General features: G+C 33.7%; 15 protein-coding genes and 1 tRNA gene. 4 read left to right on the top strand and 12 right to left on the bottom strand.

Annotated elements, in window-relative coordinates; genetic code table 11:
• Positions 1-13: 13 nt before the first annotated feature.
• The 3 genes from ACLCEG_RS02705 to ACLCEG_RS02695 all read right to left on the bottom strand — a co-directional run bounded on the left by ACLCEG_RS02705 (position 14) and on the right by ACLCEG_RS02695 (position 2,227).
• Positions 14-763 (bottom strand): YebC/PmpR family DNA-binding transcriptional regulator, encoded by a 750-nt coding sequence (locus tag ACLCEG_RS02705; protein ID WP_004702129.1) that lies wholly within the window; start codon positions 761-763, stop codon positions 14-16.
• Positions 764-925: 162 nt separating this feature from the next.
• Positions 926-1,471, bottom strand: coding sequence for a 1-acyl-sn-glycerol-3-phosphate acyltransferase (locus ACLCEG_RS02700; protein ID WP_086497613.1), 546 nt, complete (start codon positions 1,469-1,471; stop codon positions 926-928).
• Between the two features lie 192 nt (positions 1,472-1,663).
• On the bottom strand, positions 1,664-2,227 hold the full coding sequence (locus ACLCEG_RS02695; protein WP_019458940.1) for a TetR/AcrR family transcriptional regulator: 564 nt from the start codon (positions 2,225-2,227) through the stop codon (positions 1,664-1,666).
• 276 nt (positions 2,228-2,503) lie between these two features.
• Here ACLCEG_RS02695 and ACLCEG_RS02690 point away from each other — a divergent pair, with 276 nt between their 5' ends.
• Positions 2,504-3,367, top strand: a complete 864-nt coding sequence (locus ACLCEG_RS02690) for a hypothetical protein (protein WP_410565565.1) — start codon at positions 2,504-2,506, stop codon at positions 3,365-3,367.
• Between the two features lie 507 nt (positions 3,368-3,874).
• On the opposite strand, the gene ACLCEG_RS02685 is transcribed toward ACLCEG_RS02690, so the two are convergent.
• The 3 genes from ACLCEG_RS02685 to ACLCEG_RS02675 all read right to left on the bottom strand — a co-directional run bounded on the left by ACLCEG_RS02685 (position 3,875) and on the right by ACLCEG_RS02675 (position 6,358).
• Entirely contained in the window at positions 3,875-4,591 is a 717-nt protein-coding gene (locus tag ACLCEG_RS02685) for a LuxR family transcriptional regulator (RefSeq protein ID WP_100192675.1), read from the bottom strand.
• A 417-nt stretch (positions 4,592-5,008) separates the two neighbouring features.
• Positions 5,009-5,416 carry a hypothetical protein gene (locus ACLCEG_RS02680; protein ID WP_031944963.1) on the bottom strand — a complete coding sequence of 136 codons (408 nt, stop codon included), beginning with the start codon at positions 5,414-5,416 and terminating at the stop codon, positions 5,009-5,011.
• An 865-nt stretch (positions 5,417-6,281) separates the two neighbouring features.
• Positions 6,282-6,358: transfer RNA gene (locus ACLCEG_RS02675), tRNA-Ile, on the bottom strand.
• Positions 6,359-6,518: 160 nt separating this feature from the next.
• Between ACLCEG_RS02675 and ACLCEG_RS02670 the strand changes: the two genes are divergently transcribed.
• On the top strand, positions 6,519-7,745 hold the full coding sequence (locus tag ACLCEG_RS02670; protein WP_191013097.1) for an integrase family protein: 1,227 nt from the start codon (positions 6,519-6,521) through the stop codon (positions 7,743-7,745).
• 252 nt (positions 7,746-7,997) lie between these two features.
• Here the strand turns inward: ACLCEG_RS02670 and ACLCEG_RS02665 are convergent, their stop codons facing one another.
• Complete coding sequence (locus ACLCEG_RS02665; protein WP_410565562.1) at positions 7,998-8,897, bottom strand: LysR family transcriptional regulator; 900 nt, start codon at positions 8,895-8,897, stop codon at positions 7,998-8,000.
• An 89-nt stretch (positions 8,898-8,986) separates the two neighbouring features.
• On the opposite strand from ACLCEG_RS02665, the gene ACLCEG_RS02660 reads away from it, so the two are divergent.
• Positions 8,987-9,424, top strand: coding sequence for a PACE efflux transporter (locus ACLCEG_RS02660; RefSeq protein WP_100192678.1), 438 nt, complete (start codon positions 8,987-8,989; stop codon positions 9,422-9,424).
• Positions 9,425-9,483: 59 nt separating this feature from the next.
• On the opposite strand, the gene ACLCEG_RS02655 is transcribed toward ACLCEG_RS02660, so the two are convergent.
• From ACLCEG_RS02655 to ACLCEG_RS02645, 3 genes are all read right to left on the bottom strand, one after another.
• Entirely contained in the window at positions 9,484-10,899 is a 1,416-nt protein-coding gene (locus ACLCEG_RS02655) for a purine-cytosine permease family protein (protein ID WP_410565559.1), read from the bottom strand.
• Between the two features lie 252 nt (positions 10,900-11,151).
• Positions 11,152-11,616, bottom strand: a complete 465-nt coding sequence (locus ACLCEG_RS02650) for a hypothetical protein (protein WP_410565556.1) — start codon at positions 11,614-11,616, stop codon at positions 11,152-11,154.
• 114 nt (positions 11,617-11,730) lie between these two features.
• The gene (locus ACLCEG_RS02645; RefSeq protein WP_223861054.1) at positions 11,731-12,660 is read right to left on the bottom strand and encodes a DMT family transporter; all 930 of its coding nucleotides are present in this window, start codon (positions 12,658-12,660) and stop codon (positions 11,731-11,733) included.
• 94 nt (positions 12,661-12,754) lie between these two features.
• On the opposite strand from ACLCEG_RS02645, the gene ACLCEG_RS02640 reads away from it, so the two are divergent.
• Positions 12,755-13,606: a LysR family transcriptional regulator gene (locus ACLCEG_RS02640; protein WP_410565553.1), complete on the top strand. Its 852-nt coding sequence runs from the start codon at positions 12,755-12,757 to the stop codon at positions 13,604-13,606.
• Positions 13,607-14,551: 945 nt separating this feature from the next.
• Here ACLCEG_RS02640 and ACLCEG_RS02635 read toward each other — a convergent pair.
• Both ACLCEG_RS02635 and ACLCEG_RS02630 read right to left on the bottom strand, forming a co-directional pair.
• Positions 14,552-15,571: a fimbrial protein gene (locus ACLCEG_RS02635; protein WP_410565550.1), complete on the bottom strand. Its 1,020-nt coding sequence runs from the start codon at positions 15,569-15,571 to the stop codon at positions 14,552-14,554.
• Positions 15,568-18,105 (bottom strand): fimbria/pilus outer membrane usher protein, encoded by a 2,538-nt coding sequence (locus ACLCEG_RS02630; protein WP_410565547.1) that lies wholly within the window; start codon positions 18,103-18,105, stop codon positions 15,568-15,570. The genes ACLCEG_RS02635 and ACLCEG_RS02630 overlap by 4 nt, the downstream gene beginning before the upstream one ends.
• Positions 18,106-18,116: the final 11 nt, after the last annotated feature.

Here is an 18,116-nt window from a genome sequence, read left to right as displayed (position 1 = left end):
TTCAATGTTTGGTTTAAGCATCTAATTGAGCCAAAACTTCATCTGAGAATTCAACGTTTGTATAAACGTTTTGTACATCATCAAGATCTTCAAACATATCGATCATTTTGAGAATTTGTTTTGCTTGGTCAACATCTGTAATTTCAGCTTTAGTTGAAGGGCTCATTACAACTTCAGCGTTATCAGATTTTAAGCCTGCAGCAGCGAGAGCATCTTGAACATCACCAAAAGTTTCTGGTGAAGTAATGACTAAAATTTCATCTTCTGAAACTTCAATATCTTCTGCACCAGCTTCTAGAGCAACTTCCATGATTTTATCTTCTAAAGAGACATCTTCAAAAGTAATTTCACCACGCTTAGTAAATAGATAAGATACAGAACCCGCAGTTCCTAAATTACCATTTGTTTTACTAAAACAGTGACGTACATCTGGTACTGTACGGTTTAGGTTATCTGTCATTGTTTCAATAAGAACAGCAACACCACCAACGCCATAACCTTCGTAAGTTACTTCTTTTAAATCATCATTATCTTCACCACCCACACCGCGTTGAATTGCACGGTTAATGGTGTCACGTGTCATATTGACAGAAAGTGCTTTTTCGACAACAGCACGAAGGCGAGGGTTACTAGCAGCATCTCCACCACCAAGTCTGGCAGCAGTCACAATTTCACGAATATATTTAGTAAAAACTTTACCGCGACTTGCATCTTGTTTAGCTTTACGATGCTTAATATTGGCCCATTTAGAATGACCCGCCATGGAAGTGAACTCCAAAAATTAAAAAATGCAAAAGTGCCAGAATATTATCATAGGCATGGTTTTCTTGAAAACTGTTGTCCTATGTTTTGTTAACCAATTAAGCACGCTTTGAGAGTCTAAATTTAGCTAAAAAAATAGACTCGAAGTTTGTGACTAAATTGGTTAGCTAATCTTTACATCAATATCATATTGCGCATAGAGTTCTTTAATTGTTTCAAGATCCTTTTGCAAATCTGAAGGGTAAATTTTGCCTAAAATACCGCCTTTTTTTGTTCTTGCATTTGCGTACATCAGTACGATTGGCACATTAGCAGCTTTAGCAATATGCCAGAATCCAGTACGGATAGGTCTGCGTTCAGATCCATCTTTTGCACGTGTTGCTTCAGGTGCAATGACTAGATTAAATGTATCGTGACTTTGAAATTTTTCGACCATTTGGGAGACAATATCTTTACTCGCTTTTCGATCTACAGGTATTCCACCTAGTTTCTCAAGAATAGGCTTCATTGGACCTTTGAAAAGTTCCTTTTTTATTAAAGTATGAATTTTTAGGTCTAACACTTGAAACAGAGCAATAGATAAGATTGCATCCAAATTGGAAGTATGCTCAAAACCAATAATAACTTGTTTTTTCTCAAGAATTGTAGGATCTACATCATAGGTCCAACCAACTGCTTTAAAGATAGAATTGCCTAAAAACTTTTTCATAGAGACATGGGAGACAATAAGGATGCGGAATTCTAATATGAGTTTGTCTAAAAAGGTAGAAAATTATCACTGCAGTAAATTTCATTTATTTTAATATTAATACTCAATAAACTTTATATTTATTAGTGCTATATTTTAACTAGTCAATATAAAAATATATAATATATTGGTTTGAGATTAACTTTTATCAGTTCAACTAAGATTTTCAGTTTTAATTAAATACTCGATATATTGCCATTTTTTGTTAGGATCAATCAAATCTTTATCAATCGTTCCATCAATGATAATCCCATCAATAACTGAGATAAGCATATGGGTAAGCGGAGTAGGATTTTCAATACCAAGCTCTACTAATAAACTATTTAATAAATTGATTAACCAATTTGTATATTCTTGAAATGGTTCTCGAATTGAAGTGTATTGTTTAGATACTTCAATAAATGCCTTCTTAAATAGGCAGCCGTTAAAGTTTTCACTGTTAATCCAGTCGATATACCAATTAAAAATCAGATGTATTTTTTCAAGTGGCTCTGCATCTGGATGTGCATTCAATCTTTCATAAATAGAATTTTGTATATTAATGTTTCTATGCTCTAGGCATTCCATGATTAAACTTTCTTTAGAGGGAAAGTATTTATAAAAAGTCATCTTGGCGACATTTGATTCAGCAATAATTCTATCTACACCCGTAGCGTTATAACCTATTTTATTAAAAAGGTTTAAAGCAGTATTTATAATATCTTCTTTCTTTGACATTATTTTTCCATATAGTTAGAACTAATTATGAGTTGGCATAGCTTTTGATTTTTTAATCAATTTGATCATAATCAAAAACATAATTTGATTCAAGTTAATATTATAAAAATAATCTTTATTATTTTTAAATTTTTTTAAATATTCTATTTGATTTAATATAATTTTAATTCTAAGATGGATTTTTAACAAAAGGAGTTTGGATTTTAGCGTAATTCTTTGTTTTTAAAATAAAATATGGAAATCAGATAACTTTAATAAGTTTAACGAGAGTGAATTATGCCAAAAAAATTTGAGAACTTTAATAATCCTAGGAAAAAGGCACTCGCAGGGATGAAACAAAGCATTTCAGCTGAGCTTTGGGATAAAAATCTAAATTTTTTAAACCAATTAAGAGTTAAGATTTCAAAACATCCTGTTTCTCATCATCCCGCAATAGAAATTTTAAACAATGGAGAAATCAGTAAACAAAATTTAAAGCGTATTCATTTAGAGTATCGCCATGCAATTGTACAAACTTTTACAGATGCTTTATTAATGGCTCAATATCAGACAAAGCAATTAGAACCAAAATTGCATGCTGGAGCCAAAATGTTCCCGCGTTTTCTTTTAAGTCTAAATATATTTGATGAGTTCGGATTCAGGCCTGGTGCTGACCGAGATGGTTATTATCAAGGAAACCCTGAATATGCTCATTATCCATTATTTGAAGATGTTTTGAATGATTTTGGAGTAACTGAAGAGGAGCGTCGCAACTATAAGCCAACAGAAATCGCGCATCAGGTGAGAGATTTTTTAGAGAATTCTTATAATGACTATAAAGCTGTTTCTGCTTTATTAGCTGTGGCTGAAGAAGAGGTGATTTTGTATAGTCCACCTTTGCGTAAAGCAACCAGTGCTGTCGGTATAGATGTCGAGGGTGGTGGTTATTACCATGTTCATGGCATTTCTGAAGATGAAACTGCCGAGGCAGCAGATGATGATCATGAAGAAGATTTATGGTTCATTTTGATGCAGGCTTGTACTGAAGAAGACTATATTTATTTAGAAAATCTATGCCTTGAATATTGTAATTTGTGGGAAAAATTTTGGGATGTGCAAATGGAGATATCAAAATCAATTCCTAAACAAAATTTGGCTTAAGAATATCTCAAATATTGAACTCATAATTTATAATAAACATAAATACTAAAAGGAATATTGAAAATATGGAAATAGCAAAACTCTTTTAGTCTTTAAGTGAGCAATCTTTGAATCGTGTGTGCTATTCATTTGTATTTTAAGATATTCAGAATTATAAAACCCTCAAAATTAAATTTTTAGGGGGTTAAATTTGGCTACCCAATGAATTAGAGAACTTAAATGTTTTTATTTAAACTTAGATTAATCAGTTGCTTATGATGTTTTTCTATGGAATTTGTAGTTTGGTTTAGTGCTATTTAGGGGCAGATGTATTCTGGTCATTGTAAAATCGGAATACCCTTACAATGAGATTGTATTTGCATAATATTGTTGGTCAATTCAATTAATAAATATGAGTTTATCCCTAATATATTAATAATTTATAAGAGTTTACGATTGGCGGTGGATCTACATTATTTTTTTAAATGTTGATTTATATTAGCTTGCTAAATTGATTTCGATGCAAATTTATAGCAATCCTAGCATTATTGCTCGAATGACTGCTGAAATTTTATTGTTTACATTGAGTTTTTGCATTGCATTCACCACATGAAAAGTTACTGTTCTCTCACTAATAGATAGAATTAGCGCAATTTCTGAAGCGGTTTTTCCTTCTGCACTCCAACGCAATACCTCTTTTTCTCGGTTAGATAACTTAAGATTTAAATCACGGAACTCTTTGTCATTCACAATTTTGGCAAGACTACTATGCAGCATTTGAGCAAGCCAAAACATTTTTGAGGATTGCGATTTTTGTTCTTGTTCAGAAATTGGATCGGCTGATCTGGCAAGTGTGAGCATCCCTTGCGTACCAATTAAATCTCGACATGATTGTGACCAACCAACGCTCAAGCCAAATGATTGTGCTTCTTCCCAAAAATCTTTTAGTGATTGTTTATTTGCTTTTTGGCTAGACCAAATAAGTGGTTTTAATGAGCTTAGACAATGGCGCACTGTTGGATCAATAACAATATACCGATGCTGAGCATAACGTTGCTGCCATTCTTCGGGATAATTATTTAATAAGATTAACTTAGGTTGAGTAATAGAGAGTGGGATATGCATGCCATAAGCACAATAGTTATATCCCAGTTGCAAGCTAATGGACTTGGCTGTATCAAACAGCTGATCCGTATCTTTTGCATTTAAAGATGCAGAAAGCAGATCTTCTTGCCAATTTTCCATGTTTTCCCCTTGTCCTTAATGCATAAAATTTTATTAAAAGTATTTGATTTTTATGGTCAAGTATTCCCTTGATAGGATTTTTATAACTGCAAATTATTGGTATTAATTGGTTAATAAATAAACTTTATGAGTGGTCCTTACTGCTTTGACTTCGGTCTCACCAATTCACCATTAATAATATAATAGGTTTAAATTGTATATTAATTATACATTATATTTAATCTTTAATTAAAGCTAAGTTTTTACCTACGAACAAAAGCTAACCATGAATAAGAAGTAAAAGCTCCTGTCTTTTAATTATAAATGATGCATTTATTTTGATTGCCCTTAAATATGAAAATTCGTGTAGATGACAAAAAGTATGAATCTGCTGCACTATAAAATTATAGTGCAGCAGATTGATGTGATTGTTTAGATTTAACAAGAACCCCAAACAACACCAGACCAAACAGGATTGTTGTTAAGATAGAGTGTAATTTTTAAACCTTTAGGTATACCCCATGTTGTACAAACATCACCGCAGACTTTTAGTGTGGCGCCAATTGGAATACTAATAGGAGATGGGAAGCAAATTTGCCCAATGATTGGAAAGTTGAAGCATATTTTGTTTGTTTTTGGATCATAAGAAGCTGAAACACAAGCTTGAAGGTTTAATGCTTGAACTCCAGCTGAATCTAGTTGGCTTTTGAGGCCTTCTACAGTTATATTATTCTCAGCTGTTAAGTTATTATTGTCACTTGCTAAATTAGCGTTTGCAGGTTGATTTTCAAATCCGACTTTTGTGTAGTCAGGGATCACGTCTTTTTCACATTGACATTTGCTCATTTTAATACTTCCTTTTAAATTTTCGTACTCGTCTGGCTTTTCCGAAATTCGCCCCATTTATTTTTTGTGGTTTCTGGAATCCACAGTCACTCCGGTATGGAATGATTTCTTGTAGGTAGATGCATTTATAAGATTCCGTGATATCAATACATCTGCTTATTCTTTGATCAAAATTTAATGGTTTTTTTGAAAGGAAATAACTGTAATTTTTTACGGTTTTTAAGCAAAAAATGATGTTTTTGAGTTTTGAAAGGGGCAAGTTCAATCAGTTGAACTTTTTAACGATGATAAGAAGGTGTAATGGTTTAATGATGTAATTTTCACTGTTGTTTTTTCACAATCATTTATATTCGGAACTAAGAAAAATTCTTTAAAAACAAATTTTTTGTTTTAAGCTACAAAGTATGGCTTTATTAAATAATGAAATAGACTAGCGTACTCATGATGGGTAATTGTCATAAGTGAAAATTTTTAACTACAGTCTGACGTGTTATTAGTAGGAAGTTGAGAACATTCATAGGGAGATGAATATAAATACTTTTATTGTCTATCATGCACAGTTCAAGAAAACATTATGAAACCGCTTGTGCTAATAGGAAAAGGGGTAAGTAGCTGAAATTTTAAATTTTCCGAAGATAGATCGTTTTACTTTCTTTTTTAGTAATGAGGTATTGAATGATAGGACAGATATTTAATACTGATAAGAAAGACAAGATATTTAAAAATTAAATAGTGTGAAGTTTGACCTATAAACCAACGGATTATTAAAATTATGAACCACTGAAAAGATATAAATATCCAGATGTTCTGAAAAATAGAAGACATTAAAAAACCTCATAACCTAAAAGATTATGAGGTTCGAATTTGGTGGGCCCACCGTGACTTGAACACGGGACCAACGGATTATGAGTCCGCTGCTCTAACCAACTGAGCTATAGGCCCTATAAGAAAGAAAAGCTTTTATTCTCAAGGCTTTTCAGTGCCTGCAATACTAATCAATTTTTTGTTTAAACACAAGTATTTTTCAAAACTAGATATGCAGTAGACCTGAAAAATATTTTGATATATTGTTAATTATCACAAGCGATACGGATTTTAGCTTATGAGCACTTCCCGAGTAAAGCTAACCAAGTCATTTATTGATCAACTTAAACTCATTCCAGCAATTTATCGCGACAGTGAGATTATCGGCTTTGCTATTCGTGTGAATAATTCTTATAAAACATATATTATAGAGAAGAAAATAAAGGGTAAATCTATACGTTGCAAAATAGCTGACTATGAAAAAATTACTCTTGAAGACGCACGTGTACTTGCACGGCAAAAGTTAAAAGATTTATCTGATACCAGTCTTGCTTGTATTAAAAATGATGAAATATTAAAAAATAATTTAAATAAGGAATATTATCAGCCCACTCTAGCAGAGTCTTTCCAAGCCTATATCGATCATCATAAACTGAAAGAAAGAACAATTGCTGATTATAAAGAAGTTATAGAAAAATACTTAATAGACTTGAAGGAACTTAAATTAATTTATATTACTGAACAAATGGTTATAGATAAGTATACTCAGCTATCTAAAAGTAGTTATGCAAAAGCCAATTTGTCTATGCGTGTTCTGCGAGCTATTTATCATTTTTCGGTAAAATATTATAAAAATACGCAAACAATAATCCCAATCATGAACCCGATTGCTCTGCTGAATTCAAGAGAAGTATGGCGAGAAATCCCAGCTCGAAATGATTATATTGATATAGATGATTTAAAAAAATGGGTTCATACAATAGTTGAATATAAAAATAGGGAGAAGGAGAATGAAACAAATAAAGATTTTTTATTCACGCTTGTCCTAACGGGACTTTTTAGAAATGAGTGTGAGTGTTTACGTTGGGAAGATCTAGATTTACATGAAGGAACACTTTCTTTTATAAATACTTATAATAATGAGAGTTATAAACTTTATATGGGTGATTTTTTATGGCTTTTAATGAAAAAACGTAAAATGCAAATGGGGGGAGAGTGGGTTTTCCCATCCGCTAAATCTAAAACTGGTCATATTGTTAATATTTCTAAATTCCGAAAAAAGATAAATGAACAAAGTAATATTTCTTTTACTTTTCAAGATTTACGTAGAACATTTAATTTTATTGCAAGTAATTTAAGTAATGAACCCATATTTATAAAAAACACAAATGAAAAGAAAATAATATTAGAATCTGACCATGTTGTTCATGATCAAGATATGCGTCACAAAATGAATAAAATTGAACAAATCGTTTTAAGTTCATATAGAGATGAATTTATCGCATTAATGAACATCAATTCCTAAGAACTTTTATTCTCAAAAATAAAAAACACAGAACTGACACCCCTTATCAAATAAGTCTAAGTTTTGTCTGTAAAACGCAGAATGAATATTTCTTCACATTTTTCACAACTATTTGTAATTGATGAATTTTATACTTGACTAAATCACTTGGAATTTATACAGTACCAGAGTATTTTCTCATAATTATTAATATTGCTTAGTCCTGAAATACAGTAAGAAGCCTATTCACTATGAATAGGCTTTTTGCTTTTTTTAGTGGGTAAGCTTAGATAGGCTTGATTGAATAGTTTGAACCAGTTCTCTTGCTGCTTTTGATAAGGGTTTATCTTGGAGCCAAATGAGATAGATAGAGAGCGGCAAATGATTTTTTGTATTTTTAAAATCTAGTTGAACTAAATGCCCCTGTTCAATTTTTTCTTTTACTAAAGATAAAGGAAAATTTCCCCAGCCTAAACCTGCCTCGACCATATTAATAGCGGTTTGTAAATTATTGGTTTTCCAATACATTGCTCCAACGATTGAACGTGAGTCCTGCATATTTAATTCAGTACTTGCGACCACAATTTGTCGGACATTAATTAATTCTTCAATAGAAATGAGCGTGTTCTTTTGTTTTAAAAATGGATGATCAACAGAAATTGTGGCAACTAAAGTTTCATTCATAACTAATTGTAAGCTTTCACGCATTTTTATATTGAGATCTGAACCTGCAAGGCAAAGACTAATATTTTCTGTATAGAGCAAATTGAGTATATCGTCTTGTGGAGCAGTAATAATTTCTATATTGAGTAATGGAAATTTATCAGCCAATTGTTTTATCGCTTTAAGAAGTAAATCGGTGTTGGCATCTGAAACAACACCAATTTTCAGTTTACTTTCTAGTCCTAGAGAGAGCTCATACGCATGGGTACCTAATAATCTAAGTTGTTCAGCAATAATTCGTGCTTGAGGTTCTAATGCTAAAGCCGAAGAAGTAGGAATCACTTTACGGTGAGTACGTTCAAATAGAAGATAACCAAGCTCTGCTTCGATATTGGCAATAGCCATACTCACTGCTGACGGTACTCGACTTAATTTGCGGGCCGCAGCGGAAAAAGATCCGGTATCTAACACAGTTAAGAAAAGCTCGATATTTTCGCTATTAAAATTCATTTTGATATCAGTACAACTGAAAGCTGTTAACTTTAATTGTGATTTTAACTGAAACTAAAATAAAAGGAAGTTAGAAAAGTTGATTGGTTATGCAAGGTTTAAAGCGTCGTATTGTTTATGTTTCTTCATATGAAGTTATTGGAATGGTAATTTCATCGGTAGGTTTAGCACTTTTGGCTGGAGACAGTGTAGAGCATACTGGCCCACTTTCAGTGATGATTACGACCATCGCGGTAACATGGAACTTTATTTACAACATTCTTTACGAAAAGTGGGAAGCTCGGCAAGAGAGTAAGTCACGTACTGTTAAACGTAGAATCGTACACGCGATCGGATTTCAAATCACTTTAGTGATATTCTTAATTCCGCTTATTGCATGGTGGATGGATATTTCTCTCGTTGCAGCATTCTGGCTAGATGTTGCCTTTATTATCATCATTCCAATTTATACATTTATATTTAACTGGACGTTCGATAAATTATTCGGATTACCTGTTTCTGCACAGATTAAGCCTATTCAAGAATAGAGAAAATTTCAAAGAGATATCAAAGTATTGATCTATTAACTTTGATATCTCACCTCAAATTATTTGATTTGTTCAAGCTCAAGATTTTTTGAAAATTTTATTTGAGCTCTTTTTGCTAGTACATAATATAAAATTGCAGTCGATAACAATCCAACTAACCATGATAAATCAATACCGCCTAACATTTCAGCAATTTGTCCTTTGTAGAATTTACTGTCAATAAAGGGAAGCTGAAGTAATATGCCAAGAAAATAGCAACTAATACCAATGGTGTTCCAGCGGCCATATTTTCCATTCGGGTCATATAGTGCGTCTACATCACATTCTTCTTTGGAAATAAAATAATAATCAACTAAATTAATTGCACTCCAAGGAATGAAGAATGTCAGAAGAAATAAAATAAAAGCTTTGAATGCACTTAAGAAGGTATGTTCACCTACAACTGCAATGAACGTCGAGATTAAAACCATCGCAAGAACAATGATAAGTCGGGTTAGTTTTGAAATTTGTCCAGTTGGTTTAAAGCTATTCCAAATGGTTGCTATACACATAAAACTGCCATAAGCATTGAGTGTCGATAAAGTGACCTTTCCAAAAGCAATACTAAAATATAAGAAAGTAATGATGAGAGCGATGGGATTCATACCTACAACATACTGAACTTCATTACCAACAAAACCACCATTTGAGACTTGAGCAATTAATACACCAAGTGTCATGGAAATTTGTGAGCCGATCAAAGAGCCAAGACCAACTGCCCAAAATACCCGAGTTGAAGAGGTTTTTGTAGGTAAATAACGCGAGTAGTCGGCAACATAAGGCCCGAATGAAATTTGCCAAGAAGCCGAAAGAGAAACTGCTAATAGAAATGATGACCAGCTAAAGTGGCGTACAGCAAGCAATTCTGAAAAATTCGAGAGGGCCAAAATTTGAGTAAGAATAATAACAAAAGCAATTAAACCGATAATGCTTGCGACTTTTCCTACCCAATGAATCAACCGATAGCCAATCGTTGCAAATGCAATAATGAAACAAGCATAAATTAAAATACCTGTTGTATTACTGACTTGTGTAAGGTGTGCAAGTGCTTTGCCTGCGAGTACTTCACCAGTTGCTGTAAAGCCAATATACATCAGGCAAACCAGAATAATAGGAATACATGCACCATAGACCCCAAATTGCACCCGACTCGAAATCATTTGGGGAAGGCCAAGTTTTGGTCCCTGAGCTGCATGCAAAGCCATAACAGCCGCACCAAAGCATTGTCCAATAAATAATCCAATGATTGACCAAAACACATCACCGCCTAATACGACGGCTAAAGCACCCGTGACAATCGCTGTAATCTGTAAATTAGCACCAAACCAAAGTGTAAATTGGGCGAATATACTGCCGTGTCTTTCATTTTCAGGAATAAAGTCAATACTGCGGTTTTCAACAAACCCATTTTTAGATGTTCCTGTTGCTGAATCCATATAACACTCTCCTTATCCTTTAAGAGCTTTTCTTTTATTTGAGTCTATTTTGTACAAACAAATACAAACATGTATATACAAGTAATTCTAGAAAGAAGCAATGGGTCAGTGAAATCACTCTTATAAAATTTTTAAGTCTATAAGTTTAAATACGATGGAAAATTCAACGGGGCTATAATCATTTTTATAAGTATGAAAATGATTAATCAAAAAGTTAATTTCATAAAAAAGCCCTCCAATGAGGGCAGATAGTCAGACTTCAGCATCAAGAATGGTCTGAAAAAATTCAGGTAGTTCTGAAAATTGAACTAATTGAGTTTTATCATCATGCTTATAATAGTATTGATAATGCGGTGTTTCAAAAGCACTATCGAGATATTGAGTTGCATTGGAAAATTGGGCTTTCGCAACAGGCTTGTCTTTTTTAAATTTAACAATGATAGGATTTACAGAGTTTAATTTAACGGGTACACCATTTTCAAACTTGGCAGTTTCAATGAGTAAAGAGATTTTAAAGTCACCAAATACAGCACAAAATTGGCCTCCTTTTTCTGTTTTAATTTCACGATCGTGAAACAGTTCTTTAAATAAATCTTTTAACGATTCTCTGTGCTTGTCTAAGGCTAATTGAAAATCACGATCTTGCTGTTCTAGTTTCTCTTGCTCTTCTTTTAGCAATTTGGCCTGTTTTTCGATTGTTGTAAAATCCAAATTCATCTTAATTTCTCCTTGTTGTATTTTTAAAACTATATATGGCAGCCATTTGTTAAGTTTTAAAGAAACATACAATCTTTGTTACAACGCAATAATTAAGATGAATTTGTGTGACTACTATTTCGTACAAGGTTTAGCCATAAGTGTCGGACGTTTAATGTGAATAAACCCACCACTGCTTAGCACACCGAGCATGACTAAAGCAGTCCCTATAATTTGCCAGATATTAAGAGTTTGACCAGCCAATAGTGCCACCAACATGCTAAAAACTGGAACAAAGTTAAAAAAGATTGATGCTCGACCTGCGCCTAGTTTTTGAATGCCATTAAACCAAAATAAATAAGCAATCATGGTAGAGCAAATAATGACGTAACCCATTGCCAAGTGTGCAGTAATAGGTGCCATAACTACTGCTTTGATTGGATGTTCGAAAATTAGGCTTAATGTGATTAAAGTCAAAGCACCGAACAACATAGAAAAAGTTGTAGTTTCTAGAGGTGTAGCATTTTTTACATAGCGACGTGATAACACATTGGCTAAACAAAAACTGATACCACCGAGTAAGATAAATAAGTCACCGATTGCTATTTTTAAATGAAGTAGCGTTGATAGATGACCATGACTAATAACAAAAAGCACTCCACTTAAACCAAATACAACACCAATAGATTTAGCAAGTGTTAATTTTTCTCCATCAAGCAAAATTGCTAACAATAGAGTAATCAGTGGAGTAGTTGCCATGATTAAGGCACCATTAACTGCCGATGTTGTTTGTAAACCGTAGAAACAGCCTATATTAAAACCAGCAATACCTATAATTCCAATCAGCAGATAGATAAGTAAATTCTGCCGTAATGCATCCCAACGCAACTTCCCCGTAGCCGCAAAAATAATAAATAGCCCAAGGCTTGCCAGTGTAAAGCGCTCAGCTGCTGCTGAAAGTGGAGGCATATGTTGGATAATATATGACATGGCATTAAATGCTGAGCCCCAAAACAGCATTGTGATCACAACGCCTGTATAGGCATAAACCATTGTTTTATTCATGATGGGACTCCGAAAAAGAATGTCTCTATTCTGAGTAATCACTTAAAGGTGTACAATTCCATATTAATTCATCTTTGATGTGAAAATTTGCACAATGATTGATTGGGAAAATTTACATTACTTTTCAGTTTTTTCAGAAGAGAAATCACTTTCAGCTGCCGCAAGAAAGTTGGGAGTCGACCATGCTACTGTTGCAAGAAGAATCGCACAGTTAGAACAGAACTTAAAATTAAAGCTAGTTGATCGTAGGCCACGTACATACGTACTTACTTCAGATGGAGAGCGGCTTGCTCAAGTTGTAGCTCGTATGATGGAAGAAACTTTTTCCATTGAGAGACTTGCTCAGGCTGGACAGCAGGAAGTTACAGGTACTGTTTCTATTAGCATGCCTCCGTTAACTGCTGCTCACCTCATCATGCCTCAACTTGGAAAGTTTTATCGCCATTATCCGCAGTTAAAATTACGTGTACTTGGTGACGTTCATTATGTATCTTTGCTGCATAGCGAAGCGGATATAGCTGTGCGATTTGGACGACCTAAAGATGATTATTTAGTTGCTCGTAAAGTCGGGGAAATCCCTTTTGGAATATATGCTGCTCCAAATTACTTAGCTGCTACGAGTGAAGAAAATTATGAATGGATTAGCGTTGAGGTCGGTGGTGTACATGGACAAAAACAACAAAAATTAAAAGAAAGATTAAATAATAAAGAGCCGATTATGATGACTAATCATCCTGAGTTGCAATGGAGAGCCGCATGTGGGGAAGTGGGTTTAGCTGTTTTGCCTGATTTTTTAGGTGGTCTTGGTAACTTAGAGAAACTTCCAGATGATCACCCGATGAGTGCAGAAATCTGGTTGGTGACTCATGAGGATTTAAGGCATAGCCCAGCTGTGCGAGTAGCAATTGATTTTCTTGTGAGTTGTTTTGAGTCTTTTAAAGTCTAGATTTCGTTAATTAAAAATGAGTTTATATTAATCAATTTAAAAGCTGCTGTAGTTCAGCAGCTCCTTCAATTTGACAGATCTTCCCAAGCTCACTTTTATTGCTCTACGTAAATTAGATTGGTCCCTATCAGAGTTATAATTAATGTTTCTGGCTGCTACGTTACTTAAATTATTCAGGGAAGTGACCTGCATCTTCTCGCCCTTGTTTTAAAGCTAGAAAAAAACATACTAGAAAAAGTAAACCAATAAAAAATAAGAAAAAATCTAGATTGCTAATACCAAAACCAATTGCCGAAGCCCCTAAGCTTAATAATAAAATGCAAAATATTTTCCAAAAAATGAGCATGCTGTTTTGTTGTAAACACTTGAAGTTAGACTGTAATTGAAGAATATTTAAAGATTTTTTTATGTTTTTTTTCTTATAGGTTGTGTAAAACTTTATAATTTTTAGACTTTAAATACAGTGAAATGACATTCAATATTGAAAAAGACGATGTAATAGATTTTTTAGCTATATTGAACATTAATCTTTGTAAATTTCAAATTTTCTTAATTAATAGAATGGTAATTCTTTAGAAAGTCTGTAGAATAGTGATATTGAATTTTATTTTTAATTTAATTGTATTTAAAATTAACCAGTTAGGTGTATTTATCAAACCTTTGTTAAAAAAAAGACTTGATATTTAAGTTAAATTTTGGAATTATAGTGATGCAAATTGTGATCTATTTCCCACAATTTGTATTTCAGGTTAAGTGGTTATCACTAATGCTCATTGGCTTTATTCGCTGATGAGCATTTTTTTAATTTATTAGTTAGTAAAATTTAAAAATTGTCATTATTTAAAATCCTTTTTGTTTAGCGTTAATTAAAAATAATAGTTTATATAGCTTGATTCACACTACAAATAGAGACGTAATAAAACTCAGTTTTGTATAAGTTTACTGCTAATCATATTGAATGGTTACAGTTGCATTAGCTTTGACTTCACCCGCTGTAACAGTAGTTGCTGTTTGATAGTAACGTGCTGTTAAAGGCACATCATATTCTACAGTTTGATTAGAACTTACAGTACCAATATCTAGCGGATTCCCTTTTTGAATAGGGCTGTTCGCACCATTCATATTCCATAAAAGCTCTACACCAACGCCGTTCGCTTTTGTTGAATCAGCAGCACTATTATTAATAACCTGATTATTTGAGCTATCCGAATTATAGTCAAAGCTTAAGCTCAATGAATTACTGGTAGGTACTCCTGAGTTATTCTCGCCTCCATTACAAAGAATAGATAGGTTAAAGTTTTTTTCACCTTGCGTTGAACCAATAGCTCTAAAACCTGATTTTGTTACTGTGGGAAGTTGCACAACAATATTTGGACCATTTTGAATTTCACAAGATGATGATGCAATTAGAATAGGGGAGCTACCTAGTACTGTGGTTGTTAAGAACGGACGGTTTTGTTGTCCTGCCACATAGTAGGTACTATATCGACCCGCTACCAATGCACCGGAACCTGTAGTGGCAGCAGTTTTAATAATTTCCAGAACAATGTAGCCTGGTGAAAGTGTATAGGTTGTGTGAGGCGTCAATGTAAGTTTATAAGGGTAATAGCCAGAAGCGTTTGAAGAGTCTGTTACTTCACGATAAATTCGAATGCCTATACCCGGAATGTTTGTAGCATATACATTGTTGCCTATTGAGCTAATTGGATAGTTTAGTGGTAATGCTGCTGTAATTTGGTCACCTGGACGGTTACACGTTGCCGTAGAATTATTTGGCGAAATCGTAAAAGTATTTTTTTGTAGAACTGTGCCTATTGGATCAGTTGGACGAACGATAATCGTACCAATTGTTATAGGAATATCTACTGTAGTAAAACCTTTGCTTAAAGTGCAGTTTGCATAAGCTTGATTATAAATAAATAGACTAGTTACTAATAAGCCACTTTTCATTAGTACTTTTTTCATTTGCAGATTGCCTCTGTCATAATAATTGATTGTTTTTCCTGAGAGATTTTTGATTGAATGTCATATTCAAGTTGACATTCCTCATTATTCCTTTCACCCCACCTCACATACAGATGATCGTGGGTTAGAGGTGTACGTAAATAAATTCGACTACCTTGGGCGACCATCCCAACTAATTCTTTGTTTTGGTTAAAAACTTGTGCTGCAAAAGGAAGATGAGTACCCGTTGGGGTTTGGGTATTAATAAAAAGTGCATATCCAGTTTTTGTCGAGAAATTTACCTTGGTGATGGACCCAGCATAAGGGGCTATACGATGACTAGTTTCTGAAAGCTCCACATTTGAAGGCATACCTTGAGGATCTAAACTAATATCATTTAAGCGATAAGGCGTAACATAGGGAATAACAGCATATCCTTGCTTATTAATACTTAAACCTGTTGTATTACCTACTCGTGCACCAGTAGCCTCAGGAGCATAGACCAATACCATCGTTTGGGCCTGATCAGGTCCAAATAAAATACCTTGAGAGTGGGCAACAATGTTTCCATTTAAATTGATCATTTCTTGTTGATATGTATCGGATTGACTATAAGAAGCCCCTACGGTGGTGTAGTTAGTACGATAGTTGCCATTAATATTTATGCTTGTCTGAGCTTGATCTTGATAGGTAACGGATGAACCATAGTCGAAGCGGTTGCCGATATAACCACTCATTCCTAAAATTTTACTATCTTCTGAAATAGAGCTATTAAAATTAACCGTATTCTTCTTAAATTTGAGCGGAAAGGATAATGACAATAAATATTGTGTCTCATGTCCTGAATCTTGTTTTTCTAAGTCAAGTTCATGCCTAACTGCAGAAATACTGTAAGTTAAATCTTTAAACTGATTACTGTATCCAAATTGAAATTGTTGATTACGATTAGGTTGATTCCAGTAATTAATCCAAGAACCCACTAAGTAAAAATTACCCCATTGGTTCGGAAGACCTTGGTTTAATGTGATCTGAAATTCACTTTTTTGTTTCCCTACTGAAAAACTATCTATATTTCGTTGTTGTAAATCTTGGATTAATATTGAATCTCTTAACTTTAAATAATTTTCTGTTGAATATCTGTATGTTGCTACAGTTAGGTTAGTGCGAGTTGGGGTAAATAATCGATTGTAACTTAGACGGTAACTTTGCCCTTTGAGGGTAGGACTTTGGTCAAAATCAGCTTTTGATTGAGTTACATCAAATGCAATTGCACCAATTGGTGTCGCAAAAGCGCTACCTATTAAAAATGACTGATAATGTTCAGCAGATTGAAAACCTGCATAGCTTGTTAAATAGTTGTTTATACCTCTTTGGTATTTACCTTGTATCAACCACGGTTTTAAATCGATATTCGCATCTCTAAACTGCCCTAAGGTAAAAGAATATCGACTCATTTTGGGACGAAGCATTTCTACTACAGATGCATAGGGAATAGAAAACTTTTGAATCTCTCCATTTGTTTCGTGTACAGAAACTTGGAGTTCACCACCAAAACCTGTGGGATAAAGATCGTTGATTTCAAAACTTCCCGGGGTAACGGTAGTTTGATAAATTAAATTTCCCTGTTGGCGTACCTCTACTTTTGCATTGGTTTTTGCATAACCTCGAATTTGAGGAGCATATCCAAGCATACTGTTCGGAAGCATGCGGTCATCACTTGATAGGTTAATACCCCGATAAGGAAGAGCCTCAAGAAAATTACTATTTGTAAAATAATCTCCTACAGTTACGACGCTATTTAATTGAGGAAAGGCTTTTTGGGCGTAGGTGTTATTTGATGTATAAGAAGAATTCTTATTCTGTATTTCATTATGATCTTGCCATTTCCATTGTCCAGTGTGGCGTAATTGCCAGTCGTACAAATTTATCCCAACATTTGTACTCATAAAAGCATGATTTGTTTCATGATCATTATTTACAATGCGATAAGCAGAGACGTTGTATGAAAAAAAAGCGGCGTTTATGCCACGATCCCATAAGCGTGGATCGACATATCCTTGAGCATTTTTCTGCAAAGCGACCTGTGGGATTGAAATATCAAGCCTAAGACGAGCCGTATCAAATTGATAAAAGGCATCTTTGATCCATTTTTCTAAATCATTACAAACAGGTAAATTATTTGCTTCTCTATCAAGAATTTCTGATTTAACCCCATATTCTAAAAGCATATCTGCCGTAAAACAGGTTTTTGCATTTTCATTGGAATTTATGGTCTTAAAGAAAAACTTTCGTTTACCGAACCATTGTCCATTAATATATACATCAAGACTATATTCGCCAGGTAAAATAGGGTTGCCGTATTTAAATCGACCAATATCAATTTTCTGTGCATTTCCTACTAAAAAATTAGTATCAAAGTCAGCTTTTAACGCATTTTCGTTATTCATATTGTCAGAAGCATATACAGCCAAAGGCACATTAATTGCGATGCTTAACACTAAATAATATGTACTTCGCTTTTTTAAGCAAATATGGGGTATGAACCACTCTGACATCATCTTTATGC

This window comes from Acinetobacter sp. H1(2024) (genome assembly GCF_046557555.1).
Classification (GTDB): domain Bacteria; phylum Pseudomonadota; class Gammaproteobacteria; order Pseudomonadales; family Moraxellaceae; genus Acinetobacter; species Acinetobacter seifertii.
This window is presented reverse-complemented; position numbering and strand designations above follow the sequence as displayed.